This is a genomic window from Pseudoalteromonas sp. OANN1 (assembly GCF_024124685.1).
Classification (GTDB): Bacteria; Pseudomonadota; Gammaproteobacteria; order Enterobacterales; family Alteromonadaceae; genus Pseudoalteromonas; species Pseudoalteromonas piscicida.
This window is the reverse complement of record NZ_JAMXSE010000024.1, coordinates 1-16582: the sequence shown is the minus strand read 5'-3', so window position 1 is coordinate 16582 and position 16582 is coordinate 1. Positions and strand designations below refer to the sequence as shown.

Sequence of the window (16582 nt, the reverse complement as noted above, 5' to 3'; positions counted from 1 at the left end):
TTAATCATCCAATAAATAGGCTACTTTGTATTTTAATGTTTTAAGTGAGTCTTCTGTGAATAACAGCATAAGGTCACAGTTAATGTTGTGATGCTCAATGCCATAGCTAATCTCTATAGCGAGCGTTCTTTGCCATCTCGCTTTGTTGGCTTTCACAAGTTCAGCAACATCACAATGTTGACCAAGCACCACTGGGTGTCCTTGACTGAAAGACATATCGAGCTGCTTAGATAGTCCCGTTAAAATTGCGCCAATCAAGATATTGCTAATATCCATTAAAAGCTCAAGCTCAACTTTGGTATTAAGATCGCCATGATAATTCATCAAAGACGCGATCTCTTTGAAACTAGAATCATTGAGCAGTAGCAGCGCTTCTCCGGAAACTCCACCGCCAATAAAACCTTGGCAAACGCCCGACGTAGTCGCGCTCGCATCAATCGCTTGCAGTGCCATATGCAGCTCGTTGACTTCGAGTACGTTGACGTTGGGAATAGGTAGTTCGACGAATACGTTTAGCAATCGCGCCAACAAATCACCCGCCTGCCCCATAGCAACGTTTGTAAGCTCTTGATAGATATCACGGATCTCAGGGTCTAGCTGCTCACCAAGTTTATGAACCAAGCTTTCTCTGATTGCTTTGTCTTTTATTCCATGATGCTCAATAATTTCAGCAAGTTTAGCTGCATCGCAGGGCTTACGGATAAAATCAATAGCGCCGAGTTCTATCACACGTTGGTGCGCATTAGGTTGAATGTCGCCAGAAACAACGACAGTAAGCACAGATAAATCTTGCTCGCTAATAGCCTGTAGTACTTCATAGCCATCCATCTGCGGCATATTTAGATCAAGGAATAGAATCTCAGGAGAGAGTGCTTTGATTTGTTTAATACAGTCGAGTCCATTCTCTGCAAATTCTACTTTAATGTCCCAGTCGTCTGGCAATGAACGCGCCAGCTGCCGACGGGCAAGTTTTGAATCGTCACAAATTAGGACTAGTGTTGACATACAAGCTCTCTTTCTGTTTCCCATGCGTATCGGCACGATGTCGGGAAGTTTTAGTTATAATTATGAGATTAAAGCTTAAAATTGCGACATATGTTAATAAAACGACGCCATCTTGACAATCTAAATGTCACTTAAGCTTGGTTAGTTACTGTCAGTATAATACACTCAAATCAATTAAGTTAACTTCAAAAGGAATACTTTATGCTGAAAGCGTTAGTTTTAGCGAGTGGTCTGTTTAGTGCGATATCATTGGCTTATGATTTACCTGAAAACTCGGTAGATATGGGCAAGGTAAAAGCGCAAGGTAAAGCGGTGGTATTGCTTGGTAATGGTGTAAAGCAAGGTCAGGCTGCACCGGATTTTAAGGTTGCCGATGCTGACTTCAGCCCTGTTACTCTGAAAGATTTTGAAAGTCGTGCAATTTTAATTAGTGTCGTACCGAGCCTAGACACAGGTACTTGTAGCCTACAAACAAAACATTTTAATGAGAAAGTAGCAAGCCAATTTCCTGATGTTGCCATGTTGACGATTAGTGCGGACTTGCCGTTTGCGCAAAAGCGCTTCTGTAAAGCGGAAAATATCGATAAGGTTAAAACATTATCAGACGCCGTATGGCATTCTTTTGGTGAAAATTATGGTTTGTTGATTAAAGATATGGGCCTGCTCAGTCGCGCGATTTTTGTGTTAGATAAGGAACACAAAATTGTTTACAAGCAGCTGGTAGAAAATTTAGCAAAAGAGCCAAACTACGAAGAAGTCGTTGGCGCACTGAAGAGTCTATAGCCTCACTATATACTCTCATCAATAAACACAAAAAAGCCGGTCACTTAACAATGACCGGCTTTTTCAATTCGTTATACTAATTTATTACTTAATTAATTTTACTTTTGTAGATCTAGCATTAGCTTATTAAGACGGCTTACAAAGCCCGCTGGGTCTTTCAGGCTACCACGCTCTGCAAGCATTGCTTGGTCTAGTAGTACTTCTGCCCATTGTCCAAACTTGTCTTCGTCTTGTTCGTTATTCAAATGCTTAACCAATTGGTGCTCTGGGTTAAGTTCAAATACCGGCTTAGACTCAGGCACGGCTTGACCCACCTGCTCCATTAGCTTTTGCATTTGTGAGCTCATGTCATGATCGTCTGCAACCACACACGCTGGAGAGTCTGTTAAGCGGTGCGTAAAGCGTACTTCTTTCACTTTCTCACCAAGCGCTGTTTTCACGCGCTCAACTAGGCCTTCAACTTCCTTCTCACTTTCTTCGTGTGCTTTTTTCGTTTCTTCGTCATCCATATCACCTAAGTCAAGATCACCACGCGTGATTGACTGAAGTGGCTTCTCGTTGAATTCAGTGAGATGACTCATCATCCACTCGTCAACACGGTCTGACAATAGTAAAACTTCAATACCTTTCTTACGGAAAATTTCAAGATGCGGTGAGCTTTTCGCAGCTTCGAAGCTATCAGCCACAACATAGTAAATCTTATCTTGGCCTTCTTTCATGCGCTCAATGTACTGCTCAAGAGAAACATTTTGCGTTTTCTCATCAGTATGTGTAGAGCTAAAGCGCAATAGTTTTGCAATAGCATCTTTGTTTGCAAAATCTTCAGCAGGACCTTCTTTGATCACATTACCAAACTCATTCCAGAATGCTTGGTAATCTTCTGGTTTGTTTTTGCCCATGCGCTCTAGCATTTTAAGTACACGAGATGTACAGCCTTTACGAATAGCTTGAGTGATCTTGTTGTCTTGTAGGATCTCACGAGATACGTTAAGCGGTAAATCGTTAGAATCTAGTAAGCCTTTAACAAAGCGCAGGTAGCTTGGCATAAACTGCTCAGCGTCATCCATGATGAACACGCGTTGTACATAAAGCTTAAGGCCTGCTTGACGCTCACGATTATACAAATCGAAAGGTGCCTTTTTAGGGATATAAAGTAGGCTGGTGTATTCAGTTTTACCTTCTACTTTATTGTGTGCCCAAGTGAGTGGCTCTTCCCAATCATGACCAACATGCTTATAAAACTCTTTATATTCTTCGTCGCTGATCTCTGATTTATCGCGAGTCCAAAGCGCTGTAGCTTTGTTGATCGCTTCCCACTCGCCAGGTTGCGCTTCAATTTTCTCGCCATCTGGGCCTTCAGACTCAGGAACTGGGTCTTTGTAAAGTTCAACAGGAATTGAAATGTGATCTGAATATTTAGTCACAATACCGCGAAGGCGATAAGTTTCAAGGAACTCAATTTCTTCTTCACGAAGATGTAGTGTGATCTCTGTACCACGCTCAGCTTTTTCGATTTCAGCAATCGTGAAGTCGCCTTCACCTTGCGATTCCCATTCAACCGCTTCTGACTCTCCGGCTTTACGCGTACGAACCGTTACTTTATCAGCAACAATGAATGCAGAATAGAAACCAACACCGAATTGACCAATCAGCTGCGAGTCTTTTGCTTGGTCGCCTGTTAGGTTTTTAAAGAAATCAGCTGTACCAGATTTTGCGATGGTACCTAATGAGCTGATCACTTCGTCACGCGTCATACCAATACCATTGTCAGAAATGGTAATGGTTTTTGCATCTTTGTTTACGCTTAAGCGAACACGTAGCTCTGCGTCACCTTCGTAAAGGTCACCATTTTGCAAAGCTAAATAACGTAGTTTGTCAGCCGCGTCTGAAGCGTTAGATACTAATTCGCGTAAAAAGATCTCTTTGTTTGAGTACAAAGAGTGGATCATTAGGTTTAATAATTGTTTGACTTCTGTTTGAAAGCCTAATGTTTCTTTTTGAGCTGCGGACATTGTTCTCTCCAATATAAGCAATTAATGCAGTGTTCTTTATCAATATGCTAGGTATATGGGGGAAGAGAGAAAACTTTCAAGAGACTGAACAAAATTTTTAACAAATCGCCCTATTTTTTAGATTCAATTGCTCCAAAAACAGGGCTTTTAGCAAGAAGCGTTAAGATTTGAGCTTCTTACGACCGCTAAACGCATGCATTAATGTCATTCCGTCTACAAGGTCAAGCTCACCACCAACAGGCATGCCGTGAGCAATACGCGACGCTTCAACCTGATATTTATGACATAACTCAGAAATATAGTGTGCCGTTGCCTCGCCTTCTACCGTTGGGTTTGTCGCTAAGATAACTTCATTAATATTGCCAGCACTTAGCTTACGCTCAAGAACATCAAGGCCGATTTCATTGGGGCCAATTCCATCCAGAGGCGATAAATGCCCCATCAGCACAAAATACAGGCCATTAAATTGGCCCGTTTGTTCTATCGCCAATACATCCGTTGGTGATTCAACCACACAAAGCAGCCCTGTGTCTTGGCGCTTGATACTTTGGCAAATATCACACACCTCAACCTCACTAAATGTTCGGCAGCTTGAGCAATGACCAATGGCTTGCATAGCATGCGTCAGGCTTTGTCCCAGCTGGCTGCCACCCTTTCTGTCTCGCTCTAATAAATGAAAGGCAATACGTTGCGCAGACTTAGGCCCAATGCCAGGTAAACAACGCAGCGCTTCAATAAGCGCCGTTAAACTTGGTGATAATTGCATAAATTCGTTTCTTGTGGCCCATGCAGTGCAAAAACACTGATAACAATGCCGAAATGATAAGGGATATTGTTGTTGATTTAAAGCTTGATCCTATTTCATTCCCTTCCACTCCTTTTACAGTTTAAAAAAACATTCATCGCGAATTTCCCAACAATTCGACTCAAATGCTTGCAGCAAAAGCGTATTCGCTCGACAATGGCTACATTCCCGATAGTAAGTACAATAACACAGCTGTCGGGCCTACTTCTCGAACCAAATAGAGACTACATAATGAATAAAACGATAATAGCGAGTGCGCTTACAGCCATCATGCTGACGGCTTGCTCTGAGCCACAAGTCACAACAAGTGAAGCCCAAAAAACAGAAAACGCAGCTGTAGCAACTGGTAAGGCTGAACTTGGCAGCTTTGGTGTTGACCTTAGTGCACGCGATGAAAGTGTAAAACCAGGTGATGATTTCTTTATGTACGCCAGCGGCACTTGGTACAAAAACTACGAAATGCCAGCAGACAAAACGCGTTTTGGTGCATTCTCAGCACTTGCTGAACGCAGTGAAGAACAAGTAAAAACCATTATCGAAGAAATTGCTAACGGTAAAAACCTTAATGCCGAAGAGCAGCTGATTGCCGATTTTTACAATGCTTATATGGATGTGGAAACCCTAAATAAGCTTGGCATTAAACCTATTCAACCACTACTTGCTGACATTGACGCCATTAGTAACACTGACGGCCTCACCAAAGCATTTGGACAATCTTGGCTAACTGGCGTCAATGCGCCGATAGGCGGTGGTATGTGGTTTAACCGTCTAGACCCAAATAAATATGAGATGTCGATGGGCGCTGGCGGACTTGGACTACCAGACCGCTCTTACTATTTAGAAGAAGCTGAGCGTTTTGTTAAAACTCGCGAAGCATACGTTGCACATATTGCAGATATGCTTAAATTTGCGGGTAAAGACAAGCCAACTGAGCGCGCAGAAGCCATTCTTGCACTTGAAACTAAAATTGCAGAGGGCCACTGGCCACGTGAAAAACGCAGAAATCGCGACCTCACGTTAAATCAAGTCAAACGTGACGAGCTAGCAACACAGTACCCAGGCTTTAATTGGGATTTATATTTTGCTGAAACAGGCTACAAAGTGCCTCAGCTAAATATGTCTCAGCCAGAGCCGATCAAAGCAATGATTGCGCTTATCAACTCTGAAGACTTGGCCGTTTGGAAAGACTATCTAACTTATCATGCAATTAGCGGCAATGCGTCGCTGTTGTCTGAAGATATCTTCAATACTAACTTTGAATTTTATGGCAAACATTTAAGTGGTCAACAAGAACCACGTGCTCGTTGGAAACGCGCTATCAGCGAAATGTCTGGTACTACTTCGCTTGGCTTTGCAATTGGTAAAGTTTACGTTGCCCGTTACTTCCCAGAGTCTTCTAAAAAACAAATGTCAGAATTGGTTGAAAACCTACGCACCGCGCTCGGTGAAAGGATTGAAGGCCTAGACTGGATGGGTGAAGAAACAAAAGTAAATGCTCAAGCAAAACTTGCCGCATTTACTCCTAAGATTGGCTACCCTGACAAATGGCAATCATTTGATGGGTTAACCCTAACCCGTGATAACTTAATGACAAATGTGAAAAACCTACGTGAGTTTTTCCGCAATGACAGCATCGCCAAAGAGCTTGAAAAAACCGATCGTAACCGCTGGGGAATGACTCCACAACGCGTTAACGCCTATTACAACAGCTCGTTTAATGAAATCGTTTTCCCAGCGGCAATTCTACAACCGCCATTCTTCGACCCAAATGCAGATCCTGCAGTAAACTACGGCGGTATTGGCGCGGTGATAGGGCACGAAATGGGCCACGGCTTTGACGACCAAGGTTCTAAATCAGATGCCAACGGTATTCAACGTAACTGGTGGACCGATTCAGATCGCGCTGCTTTCGAAGAAAAAGCAGACAAGCTCGCGGCACAGTACAACCAATATGAGCCTATTGAGGGTAACTTTGTGAATGGTCGTAACAGCCTTGGCGAAAACATCGGTGACGTAGGCGGCCTTGCAATGGCTTATCATGCATATAAACTGAGCCTAAACGGCAAAGAAGCACCGGTGATTGATGGCTTGACTGGCGATCAACGTTTCTTCCTTGCTTGGGCACAAGTATGGAAAGAAAAGCGTACAGAGCAAAGCATGCTAAACCAGCTACGCGCAGGTACACACGCACCGGGTCAATTTAGAGCGCTTGCACCTCGCAACCATGATGCATGGTATAAAGCGTTTGACGTTAAACCGGGTGACAAACTGTACCTAGCACCTGAAGAGCGCGTGCGTATTTGGTAATAAATTAAATCCCAAAGCATAACCTGCCGTCACTGGTAGGTTATGCTGCTTTAACGCCGAGCAATACGCTTTTGCTTGGTTAAGTATGCCCCGCATAATCCGCTTAAAAACCCAAAAATATGGCTTGAACTACTCGTCTGCGCCGAAAAATCAAATAACGTCGCTAAAAAACTAATATTGGCATAATAAGTCAATACCAGCAGAGCTATAAAACTAACAATGCCAAGCACATCGCGATTGAATAGCGCAGCTCCCAGCAGTAAGCCAAAGTAACCCATTACAATGCCTGATGCACCAATGTGATTAGCATGCCCAGCAAACAGCCAAACCAACAGCCCTGTAGCAACCACAATAAAAAAAGTAGCTCGCTTAAACCTTGGTAATCTTGCAGCCAAATAGCCGCTAATACTTAAGCCGAGCAAGTTACTCAGCAAATGCCCCCAACTACCATGCACAAAAGGCGCGGTTAACACACCACTCAAATGATGCACATTATGCGGTACAATCCCAAAACGATAGACGGATAAGCCAAAAATCCCCCCCAACACCTGTACGAGGCACATCACCGCCATAGCGTACAAAACCAACTTAAAATTGGGCGGAAAAACCAGTGCACGTTTACTCATCTTACTTCCGTATACAGACAAAAATAGCGCCTTATTAAGCGCTATTTCGAATAGATTTGCAAACTCAACCCAAGTGAACTTTACATACTTAGTGTTGTAGTTACGATCCGTCCGCTTTCATAAGATTAAGACGCGACCTTTGGGAGAAATGAAATATCCACATGGTATTTGCTCGGGTTTCCTTCTTCAATTAACACCGTTATCTCTTCTCGGTCTATGTGATTGGTTGGATCAAACCATATATTATCACTATTAAAAATATGCAATTGCGATGTTGATGGGTTTCTCCATTGTGCACAAATTTGGTAAGGGTTTTTGCCGTTAAACTCTATTCTACGGTTAACTTCAACACTCTGAAACTTAGCCACCACTGGTGTCCCTTTTTCCTTTAGATACTTCACCTTCTTATTTTTTGACACACCAAACAAGATAATTGAAAGTCCAATTAGAAAAAATACGGAGCCTATTCCAGCTAAGATCATAACCCCGCCCCAAAGCGAGAAAGTATCGTTAATTTCAGCTTTTTCGATTGAATCTTCTAGATAAACGACGCTTACAACCTCTCCTATTGAATATCTGTTAGGACCGCCCCCGGTAGAGGACACAAACTCCGCTATTTCGCCATTTTTGGTGTGGAATTTAACGAAAGGAGTATAGGTATCCGAGTCTTCAGACTGGGAATAAATAAGGTCTACCACTGTGCCTTCGGTAATGATTGCACGGTTTAGGAAGTCTTGGGTACTGTTGTACATAAAAAGAGACCCAATTAACAGTGCGGACCCAATCAGAGTGAAAATGTATTTAACTATCACGAGCAACTCCTTTTTGCTGGAATGATTTTATAAATTATTTATGCGTAGTATGCATAACGCGTTGTTAGATCAGACTAAACTAGTTCGACCTAGAATGTAGACGTTATTTAAGCGGCGAGAGAAAATTAAGGCGAGCGACTTCACTTGCATTGATTTACAAGCTATATCGTTACAGCGGCGCTCATTCCCTGACCTAACATCGTATCCTTTATAGCCTATTAGACCGTTTTTCATCATCTATTTCAACTTTCTTGATGCTCAGTTCAATCATACTCGTGAACTTCACTTCGATATCTGTAACTGATCCCGCCATGTTATGCAGCTCGCTAGTAAAATTATGCGGTCTCAAGATAACCCAAAATATTTAGGTTAAAGGGAGCCTGCTTAACACCTGTCACTTGTTCAGGGCTTATTTTTGCGGTCTAAATGTAGCTACTCAACATTGCTGTAATAGCGCGTAACTTAGTGTAATTACCACCTTGCAAAATCAACTATAAAATTACATTTAATTTCTGACTGTATGAGAGTGCTAGCCAGAACTTGTAGCTACTTAATAGCGTTATCTAGATAATTTTCAAAGGAAACTTTATGAAAAAGCGTAATATAATCCCATGTTTCGCAGCTGCCCTATTGATTTCGGCGTGCTCGAGTTCAACAAATAACAGCGATGATAAACCACAAGACGATGATGTTAGCGCTAAAGTCAGTCTTTTTTTCGGTGGCAATATTATCACTGTTGCTAGCAAAAAACCCTTCTCTTTAGGAGCAGATGATAATCCTGCGGTGTTGGTCGAAAATGGTGTGATTACATTCGTCGGTTCAGTCGACGACGCAAAGGAGAAGCTAGCAACAATTAGAAACCATGCTCCAAAAACCAAGATATCTTACTTCAATTTAAATGGCAGAACCTTAATGCCAGGATTCATAGAACCTCATGCCCATTTACAATCAACGGCGCAAATGAGTGGAGTAAAAAATTTAATGCCTTGTCTGCCAGACAAATATCAAGAAAAGCTCTCTAAAGATTACGGCTGGATTTACTATCCGAATATGCAGGCTTCAAGTGCGAAAGATGAACAGGGGCACTGCTTTATATACCTAGATGAAGCAATAGCAAAAGTAACAACAAGCCCGCCATTTGTAATCGACCATGTCAATAAAGTTGGATGGTACATTGGAAATGGGCTTGATCCGTCACGAATGGTACAAGAAGAATATGCCAAGAGGCCTTTCGATCAGCGTATAAACAAAAATCGAGAATTTTTTGCATACCCAATGAAAGCTATTGACGAAATTGGCAACCAAAAATTAAAAACGGCACAAAGTAACAAAGCTGTTTTTATGACTGACCAATCAGGGCATTTAGCGTACGCAAATATGCACGCATTTGAGCAAGTGGGCTTGTGTAATACAGAGGTCAAAAAAGCACAGATAGACATGATTTCACAAGCAAAAGTCGATGAGTTTGAAAAAAAGAACCCTGAATTTAAACTCCCCATCGAGGATTACACATTGACTTGTGAAGGTACAGAACAAGACGTAAAAACCAGTCAGTTTATCGTGAAAAACTTATGCTTCAGTGATGGCGGCTTAGGTATAGTGAATAACGCTGACTATAAAGAGGTTGACTCGCAAAAGTGGCAGTACTCTGGCCTCATCAAAGAACCAAGTGCGTACATGCTGTTTATTAATTCCATTATGAGAGTTCAAGGCACAAGTAGCAAAGACATTTCAGCACTAGTTCACCATGCGCCAAATACGCCCCCTGTAATCAGCTGCCCGCTAAATACAGCGCAACCGGAGCTAGCTAAATATGATAAAGATGAAAATGAAGAGGTTTTGATGAAAATGAAGTACTTGCTCAATACTTCATCGCAACAGGGGGTAACCATGTTAGTAGACGGTGGTTCAACAACAGAAATGAAAGACGATTTCATCAATCTAGTTCTCATGGAGCAACTGCAACCGGCCGCAAGAGTTCGCTCTGTGTACGATTGGCGCAACTATCAAGACGAGGCAACAGCCGCTCGCGCTCAATGTGTGTATGATCCTAAAAACCCCAGTGAATGTGATTATATTCCTTTTGAAAGTAAAGCTTTTAACGGTATGTACTCAGCGCAAGGCATTAAGCTACTCTCAGATGGCTCTACCCAAGGCTGTAGCGCAAATTTAAGTACTGATTACTCTGAAGCAGGACTTTGTGACACGTTTGGCAAGGGTCATGTTGATTATACCAAAAACGAAATTGTCCAAAATCTCTCTAGATTTTTACCCACCTGTGACAGCAGCGTACATCAGCCTTGGTACTTTAATCTTCACGCAAATGGTGATCAAGCTATATCAGATTCACTTAATGCGCTAACTCAAATGGCAGGTGATGCAAAACGTCACACCTCAACATGTAAAGAGAAACAGGTCGCTCAGACGTTTACTGATCTAGCTCACACAATTATTCATTCCACAGTGAATGATATAGATGAAAGTACAAAAGAAAATAAAACAATTTATAAATACCTCAAAGCTCGCGAAACGTTTCCGAATTTGACACCCAGTCATTTAATCGCCCATGTGGCCTACTGGGGAGCATCAATGAGAAATGAATTAGGAGATCTACGAGGCAATAGGATCGACCCTATGGAAGAAGAGCTCGCCGCAGGGATCCCCTTCTCGTTACATAGCGATTTGAGTATCAGCCCGTTATTCCCACTATGGTTTATTGAACAAGCCATGACTCGCCACACTTGGGAATATCCATTCTTAGCATCCAGAGGAAAGTATTTAGGTACAAATACAGATGGAAAAAGTAACTTATCAATACAAGACGCCATAAAGGCCGTCACTATTGTTCCTGCAATGCAACATAACCTCTCCCATAAGCTAGGTTCAATTGAAGTTGGCAAAATAGCTGACTTGATAGTTTTAGATAAAAACTTAATGGATTTTCAAACCACGCCTGAGAGCATCCACTCCATCAATGTGGAATGTGCATTTATAAATGGTGACGAGGTGACATGGGTCGATCTCGAAGATTTAGGCAAAGCTAAAAACCTTACAGACTACACGCCTAAAACCTTAGCTTCTAAATGTCGCAATAGCAGCACATTGAATTAAAAAGGGCTTTACGCTGCCATTCAGTAATCAATAGGGTCAGCCTCACTGACCCTATTCAAAGATTGATATCTGTAAATTTCAAACAAAAAAATAGCGCCAAAAGGCGCTATTTTCGTGGGATTCTAATTAGAACGGCATTTTGAAGCCTAATGACCATAGACTGCTTATAAGTGCTGATGTGTTATGAAAGCTTTATTCTTTCGTTTCATTTGCAACTTTCATAACTGCTTAGCACACCTTATTTCTAATTTTTTGGTATCTATTTGGTATCCTGTTTCTAGTCATAGTAACTTCGAACACTTGCATTAATATCCTCAAGTGTTGGACTACCCAATCCTCTTAGTCCTATAACTGGGCGGTAGGTGTAAGTAAAGCTTACGTCGATTGTATCGCCACAGAAACCTTTATCTTCATCACTTTCACCATTTATAACGGCAGAAAAATTAGCTTTATATATGTTATTTTTGTAGTCTATCTTCAGTGATATAAACTCTAGATCATCGACACTATCGAAAAATGCATTTGTTTCCGCGAAAGCCGCGCTTACATCATCTTCATGGATTAAGTCATAACAATTGTGCTCTGCAAAGTCTCTCGCTTCATCCTCAATTAAGTCAACTGATATAAATCTAAACAAATCGAGATTGCTCAGGGTATCCTCAATATGGTCAAACAATTCCGATGCTTCGATGTCTGTAATTTTTACTCGATCTAATATTTTTTGAAGACCATGAAGATATGAACTGTTGTCGTAAACGACAAAAGCTAGTTGTGAAATAGTCTCATTATTAAACCGTTCATCACTTAGTAGCTCATTTAAATCTTGGTAACCGAAAATACCTGGTATTACTTCTATAATTTGTCTAGGTAAGTAGTTATAGCCCTGCTCTTGTAGGCTCTCTATAAGTTTGTCTAGAAACATAAAAACTGTTGGGAATCTCAAGTTTGAAACCTGTTGTTTATGATTAAGCTTAGCTAACTCATGCGCCGCATTTTCTCTTTCCTCACGCCTTTTCGCGTCTTCTAGTTTTAATTGCTCTGTTTCTAATTCTGCTTCTAGTTTTTTCTGTTCAGCTTCAGCCGACTTTTTATGAGCCTCAGCTTCCGCTAATTTGATTTTCGCTTCGTTAGCTTCAGTGCGAGCTTTTTCAGCGTCAGCATCTTTTTGTTTCAGCTCAGCTTCTAGCTTTCTACCCAAGTAAGAATTAGCAGGATCACCTTTATACAGCTCTTCATTTAATTCTGCCTTTTTCTTAGCTTTTATGATATCAATCCCTACAACTTCATCGTGCCGCCACTCTTCAGCTTGCTTCAATATCTTGTGACTCAGTACATTCAAATAGGGTAAGCCAAAGGCATAAACTAATGCGACCAGCAACGGCCACAACCACATACTGCAATTTGACCACGTAACCACTTTCTCAAATGCTGTTAGCCTTACTTCTAGGTCACCTTTACCCCAAAACAACAATAGGAAGTGTTTCCAGTTGAAAAGTACCCACGCTCCCATGAAGGCACCGAGCACTGGGCTTGTGATCTTCACTTTGTTGTCGCTAAACCAGCTTTTCACTAAATCCTGAACCATTACAACTCCTGACTACCTTGCTAGCCTTTAAATCCATTCAACATATCAAACACTACTCGTGCAAACTGAGCCGTTTTCGATGGGTCTGACAACAACTGCATCATTTGTTCTTGATGTGCTGCACTGCTGTCTAAGATCGCATCATCAATAGCTTGTGGAAAGTCACCGAGCATTGCTTGTTCACGGGTGTTGTTGGCTATCTGCATCATTACCGCATCGTTTTCAGTGAGTTTGTCACGCACGGTGAACGCATAGTTGATCATGTCTTTGTCAGTGAGATTGTCGGTGATGAATACCTCATTTAGGCGAGCCAATATGTTAGACATAAACTCTTCTTTCTTGTCTTTCGCCTTTGCACTGCCGACATCACTACTAGGCTCAAGCTGGTATTCGGGAGTGTCTTCTTTAAGCTGAATATCTTGCTGGCGAATTTTAGACAAGCGGTAATGGCTCATGACTACGTTATCAAGGTCGATATCATCTTCTTCAATCACCTTTTCACGCAATAAAGGGCGTAGGTGTCTTGCATAGAGGCTCAGCTTCTCTAGCTCTTTGTCGTCATAGTCCACTATCTGCGACATAAACTCATAAAAGCGGGTAAAACTGCCTAAATCCTTTTTAAATATCTCTAAGCGGTCTTTCTCTTGCTTACACTCTTTAAAGCTATTCTCAGCATTAGCGATGAGCACTGCGTCACCTGTTTTTTTTGTACGCTCAAACATTTCTTTAGCTTGAATGTAGGCTTCTACCGCTAAGCTATAGCGTTTTTGCCAACGGTCTACCGCAGGCTTACAAATATTACTGATAGCCGCGTTAGATTTGTTCTTAGTAAAGAAAGCTTCACAAAACTGTTCAACTTCATTCCATAGGAATATGCCGCTGGTGCGTAGCTTTTCATATAACTCAAACACCACATCAGGGTTTGTCACATCAACGAGTTCTGCTGTTTGATAGTAAGGTTGAAATGCATCAAGAATATCTTGAGGATCATTGAAGAAGTCGAGTACAAACGTACCGCACTCTGCTTTACCAGGGTAAGTACGGTTTAAACGCGATAACGTTTGAACACACTCAACACCACCCAGTTTTTTATCCACATACATGGCGCAAAGCTTCGGTTGGTCAAATCCTGTTTGAAACTTATTAGCCACTAGCATGAGTTGATAACTATCAGTATCAAACGCCTTGCGCATATCTTGTTTAAGATCTGGGTTCATACTTTTTTCAGTGAACTTTTGATCAAGCAAGGCAATCGCATCAGGATCATTTTGATTAAATTCAACTTCACCAGAAAACGCCACCAATGCACGAATAGACTGATAACCGTTTTCTGTTACATATTTATCAAAGGCTAATTTATAGCGCACCGCTTCTTTACGTGAACTAGTAACGACCATCGCTTTTGCTTGGCCGCCTAATAAACCCATCACATTATCTTTAAAGTGCTCAACAATCACCTTCACCTTTTGTGAGATGTTGTATTCATGCAAGCGCACCCATTGGTTTAATTTAACCTTAGCTTTTTTACTATCAACCTCTTTATCCGCCGCTTCAATTTTTTGCGCTAATTGATAGGCAACTTGGTAATTGGTGTAGTTTTTTAGTACATCTAAAATAAAACCTTCTTCAATCGCTTGGCGCATTGAATATACGTGAAACGCTTCTGGCTTATTCTGCTTAGATGCAGGCAACTCAGGGTTTGGTAAACGACCAAACAGCTCTAGCGTTTTAGCCTTTGGTGTTGCCGTAAACGCATAGTAGTTTAAGTTGGGGCTACCACGACGAGCCGCAATCGTTGCATCCAGAATATCTTCAGAGGTTAACTCTGTGTCATCATCTGCTTCATCAGTCATCAACACTTCTTTTAACTGACGCGCCGTAGAACCACTTTGTGATGAGTGTGCTTCATCGGCAATTACCGCATAGTTACGCTCTTTTAAACTGGTACTGTTTTCAATAGCACGTAATACAAACGGGAAGGTTTGAATGGTGACTATGATAATTGGCTGTGAACTTTCTAATGCTGACGCTAGCTTTTCAGATTTAGAGCCATCACCTTCTTTGTTATTAATGCGGCCAACTACGCCATCGGCATGTTCAAATTGGTAAATAGTATCTTGTAGCTGATCATCTAATACAGTTCTGTCTGTTACTACGATAACAGAATGGAATTGCTTGTTGCCCTTTGCATCATATAAGGTTGAAAGCTGATGTGCTGTCCAAGCAATCGAGTTTGATTTACCCGACCCAGCACTGTGTTGAATAAGGTACTTATTGCCTGTGCCTTCATCGATGGCAGCACCAATGAGCTTAGTCACTACATTCCATTGGTGATAACGCGGGAATATCAGGGTTTCTTTCTTGGTTTTACGCCCTTCCCAGTCTTCTTTGTCTTCAATCTGTAAATGAATATAGCGGCCAATAATATTGAGTAGGTTATCTGGCGTTAACACCTCATTCCACAGGTAATCTGTGGCATAGCGGTTTTCATCTGCTGGAATATCGTTGCCCGCACCGCCTTCATTAGTACCTTTGTTAAATGGTAAGAAGAAGGTATCATCACCTGCTAATTTAGTTGCCATGTACACTTCATATTGGCTTACAGCAAAGTGCACTAAGGCACCGCGTTTAAAGGTCAATAGTGGTTCTGGCTTTTTGGTAGTAGGATCTTTTGGTAAGCGCGTACGTTTATATTGCTTAATAGCATTTTCAACGGCCTGCTTAAATTCAGATTTAAGCTCTAAAGTTGATACGGGCAAACCATTCACAAACAACACCAAATCAATACGCCATGCCTTAGCTTTTTTGCCTGTAGCCGTTAAATGTTCTTTTGTGGCATATGGACTATAAGCTAACTCAGGTACAATACGGCAAATATTTTGCTGATAACGGGCAAGCGTCTCAGGGTTTAAATCATGCTCTGGCTTAAACTGACATAATGAAAAACGCGCATTACGAATTTTTAAACCGTGGCGCAATATACCCAAAGTGCCATAGGTTCGCGATGCTTGGTCGGTAGCGTTAATATCCGCCTTTTTAAGCTTAGCAACCAATGCTTCTATAAAGTGTCGTTCAGAATCAATCGGGTAAACCTTACAGAACTTTTGCCACTCTTTGGGTTGTGTTTCCTTTACAAAAGTGAGTACATCTTGTTCATATAAGGCTGATTCACGATTATAGTGCTCAGGTTGGCCTTGCACCCAACCATTTACCACCATTTGGGTGATAATATCGTTTTGAAAAATTCGTTCTTGGGTTGCGTCATTCATAACTGCTTCTTATTATTCCGTTTCTATCGCTTCAACTGCTTGTTCTTTTTTGTGTGTAAGTTGCAAGCGCTCTCTGCCAACTTTATTTGCTAATTTGTCATACGTTTCTTGTAACGATTCAAAGCGCGCCTTTCTGTCATTGTAGTGGCATAGTTAATTTGGCCACCCATTAAGAAAGAAATGTTATGCTATTTGCATACAAATTTGGGTGAAAAAATGACGAAATTAAAACGCGCAACCTATTCTGCGGCAATCAAATTAGAAACA

10 protein-coding genes are annotated in these 16582 nt (G+C 41.5%); 3 read left to right on the top strand and 7 right to left on the bottom strand.

Annotated features, from left to right (window positions below; genetic code table 11):
• Window positions 1–1005 carry a response regulator gene (locus tag NH462_RS17785; RefSeq protein ID WP_010375391.1) on the bottom strand — a complete coding sequence of 335 codons (1005 nt, stop codon included), beginning with the start codon at window positions 1003–1005 and terminating at the stop codon, window positions 1–3.
• Window positions 1006–1206: 201 nt separating this feature from the next.
• Between NH462_RS17785 and tpx the strand changes: the two genes are divergently transcribed.
• On the top strand, window positions 1207–1788 hold the full coding sequence (tpx, locus tag NH462_RS17780) for a thiol peroxidase (RefSeq protein ID WP_017217995.1): 582 nt from the start codon (window positions 1207–1209) through the stop codon (window positions 1786–1788).
• A 98-nt stretch (window positions 1789–1886) separates the two neighbouring features.
• Here the strand turns inward: tpx and htpG are convergent, their stop codons facing one another.
• Complete coding sequence (gene htpG / locus NH462_RS17775; RefSeq protein WP_253106963.1) at window positions 1887–3800, bottom strand: molecular chaperone HtpG; 1914 nt, start codon at window positions 3798–3800, stop codon at window positions 1887–1889.
• Window positions 3801–3960: 160 nt separating this feature from the next.
• A complete protein-coding gene (recR, locus tag NH462_RS17770) occupies window positions 3961–4566 on the bottom strand; it encodes a recombination mediator RecR (RefSeq protein WP_253106961.1) in 606 nt (201 codons plus the stop codon).
• Between the two features lie 270 nt (window positions 4567–4836).
• On the opposite strand from recR, the gene NH462_RS17765 reads away from it, so the two are divergent.
• On the top strand, window positions 4837–6912 hold the full coding sequence (locus tag NH462_RS17765) for a M13 family metallopeptidase (protein ID WP_253106960.1): 2076 nt from the start codon (window positions 4837–4839) through the stop codon (window positions 6910–6912).
• 50 nt (window positions 6913–6962) lie between these two features.
• Here NH462_RS17765 and NH462_RS17760 read toward each other — a convergent pair whose 3' ends face one another.
• Complete coding sequence (locus tag NH462_RS17760; protein WP_010375382.1) at window positions 6963–7538, bottom strand: rhomboid family intramembrane serine protease; 576 nt, start codon at window positions 7536–7538, stop codon at window positions 6963–6965.
• Window positions 7539–7663: 125 nt separating this feature from the next.
• A complete protein-coding gene (locus tag NH462_RS17755) occupies window positions 7664–8350 on the bottom strand; it encodes a DUF3592 domain-containing protein (RefSeq protein WP_366034037.1) in 687 nt (228 codons plus the stop codon).
• Window positions 8351–8938: 588 nt separating this feature from the next.
• Here NH462_RS17755 and NH462_RS17750 point away from each other — a divergent pair.
• Window positions 8939–11461, top strand: coding sequence for an amidohydrolase family protein (locus NH462_RS17750; protein WP_253106956.1), 2523 nt, complete (start codon window positions 8939–8941; stop codon window positions 11459–11461).
• Window positions 11462–11738: 277 nt separating this feature from the next.
• Here NH462_RS17750 and NH462_RS17745 read toward each other — a convergent pair whose 3' ends face one another.
• Window positions 11739–13046 carry a hypothetical protein gene (locus tag NH462_RS17745; protein WP_253106954.1) on the bottom strand — a complete coding sequence of 436 codons (1308 nt, stop codon included), beginning with the start codon at window positions 13044–13046 and terminating at the stop codon, window positions 11739–11741.
• Window positions 13047–13066: 20 nt separating this feature from the next.
• Window positions 13067–16315 carry a DEAD/DEAH box helicase family protein gene (locus tag NH462_RS17740; RefSeq protein WP_253106952.1) on the bottom strand — a complete coding sequence of 1083 codons (3249 nt, stop codon included), beginning with the start codon at window positions 16313–16315 and terminating at the stop codon, window positions 13067–13069.
• Window positions 16316–16582 lie beyond the last annotated feature (267 nt).

What these genes read in the sequence shown, in the direction of transcription:
- NH462_RS17750 (WP_253106956.1), top strand. Translation starts at nt 8,939, where the DNA reads ATGAAAAAGCGTAATATAATCCCATGTTTCGCAGCTGCCCTATTGATT.
- htpG (WP_253106963.1), bottom strand. Translation starts at nt 3,800, where the DNA reads ATGTCCGCAGCTCAAAAAGAAACATTAGGCTTTCAAACAGAAGTCAAA.
- recR (WP_253106961.1), bottom strand. Translation starts at nt 4,566, where the DNA reads ATGCAATTATCACCAAGTTTAACGGCGCTTATTGAAGCGCTGCGTTGT.
- NH462_RS17765 (WP_253106960.1), top strand. Translation starts at nt 4,837, where the DNA reads ATGAATAAAACGATAATAGCGAGTGCGCTTACAGCCATCATGCTGACG.
- tpx (WP_017217995.1), top strand. Translation starts at nt 1,207, where the DNA reads ATGCTGAAAGCGTTAGTTTTAGCGAGTGGTCTGTTTAGTGCGATATCA.
- NH462_RS17740 (WP_253106952.1), bottom strand. Translation starts at nt 16,315, where the DNA reads ATGAATGACGCAACCCAAGAACGAATTTTTCAAAACGATATTATCACC.
- NH462_RS17745 (WP_253106954.1), bottom strand. Translation starts at nt 13,046, where the DNA reads ATGGTTCAGGATTTAGTGAAAAGCTGGTTTAGCGACAACAAAGTGAAG.
- NH462_RS17760 (WP_010375382.1), bottom strand. Translation starts at nt 7,538, where the DNA reads ATGAGTAAACGTGCACTGGTTTTTCCGCCCAATTTTAAGTTGGTTTTG.
- NH462_RS17785 (WP_010375391.1), bottom strand. Translation starts at nt 1,005, where the DNA reads ATGTCAACACTAGTCCTAATTTGTGACGATTCAAAACTTGCCCGTCGG.